2 protein-coding genes are annotated in these 1483 nt (G+C 69.9%); both read left to right on the forward strand.

Going from position 1 to position 1483, the window contains the following annotated elements; all coding sequences use genetic code 11:
- The coding region (locus AC04L7_RS18535) for a helix-turn-helix domain-containing protein (protein ID WP_475513677.1) at positions 1–981 on the forward strand (981 nt) is incomplete at its 5' end.
- A gap of 59 nt (positions 982–1040) precedes the next feature.
- A partial coding sequence (locus AC04L7_RS18540) for an aldehyde dehydrogenase family protein (RefSeq protein WP_475513678.1) occupies positions 1041–1483 on the forward strand: 443 nt, incomplete at its 3' end.

Raw genomic sequence — 1483 nt, forward strand, 5'->3', positions numbered from 1 at the left:
GTCATGGCCTTCGCGGACGGCATCGCCCTCACCAACGCGAAGGCCGGGACCCTCATCGACCCCGTCGACCATGCCGTGCTGCGCGCCGTCATCGACGAGGAACGACCCGGCGGAGCCGCTCAGACGACCATCACCCTCAGCTCCGGCTCCTCCGCGCACGTGCAATGGACGTTCGTGCAGCCAGACGGCGGCGCGATCATCCGCGTCCACCTTCCCCTCGTCCAGGCCGCCACCGCCCGCACGCCCGCACGCCCCGCGTCCCGGCGTGCGCAGCGCATCGCGATGCTGATCCGCGGCGAATCCGGGACAGGCAAGACCACCGCCGCGGCGGCACTGCATCCGGATCCGACGATCCTGCATGCCGCCGCGCTTGCCGACCACGCCCAGGCGGCATGGCTCGATTCGCTCCGGGCCGCCGTCGCCGATCCTGCCGGCCTGGTGGTGATCGAGAACATCGAGCTGCTTCCCACCGCCGTCGCCCGCCGCGCCCGCGAACTCCTGGAGGACTCAGGATGCTCGTTCGTGCTCACCATCGCCGAAGGCGACACCACCCCCGAGCACCGCCAGCTGGCCGCGCTCGCAGATCAGCTGGAAGAGCTTCCGCCGCTGCGGGCGACCCCGGACCGGATCCCGGATCTCGCGCGTGAACTGCTGAGGGAACGAGACCCGCGGGCGCGGTTCGCACCGACCGCGCTGGTGGCGCTGACCGGGCGGCGGTGGCCGGGGAACATCCGCGAGCTGAAAGAGACCGTGGCCTTCGCCGCGGACCGCCGTAACGGCCCGGAAGTCCTCCCGACGGACCTGAATCTCCCCAAAGAACAGATCATCGATCAGCTCACAGCGCTGGAGCGCTCTGAGCGGGACGCGATCCACGCCGCGCTCAGCCGGCACAAGTTCAACAAGACCGCGGTCGCCCAGGAACTGCGCATCTCGCGCACCACCCTGTACAAGAAGATGCGTGAGTTGCGAATCCTCGGGTGACCCGAAAACGTCCAGATCCTGAACAGTCGCCTCATGTACGGCGGCACACCATTGGGACCATGACTATCTCCGACACCGTTGTCGCGCCCACACACGTGCAGCACCTGTTCATCGGCGGCCGCTGGGTCGCCCCGACCACCGCAGACCGGATCGAGGTGCACTCGGCCAGCACCGAGGAGCTGATCGGGTCCGTCCCCGAAGCGCACGACGCCGACGCGGACGCCGCCGTCGCGGCTGCCCGACGCGCCTTCGACGCCCCCGGCGGGTGGGCCGACTGGGAACCTGACCGCCGCATCGCCGCGCTGAGCTCTCTCGCCGACCAGCTCGAGTCGCGCGCGGAGGAGATGGCGCAGCGGGTCGCTGCGCAGAACGGGATGCCGATCCAGATCGCCCGGCAGCTGGAAGGCCGATTCCCGGTCGGTGTTCTGCGCTACACCACCTCTCTCATCGATCAGGCACCGGTCGAGCAGTCCCACCCGCACCTGCTCGGCGGGACCTCCAC

The sequence above is a fragment of the Pseudoxanthomonas sp. LjRoot204_2 genome, from assembly GCF_056175765.1.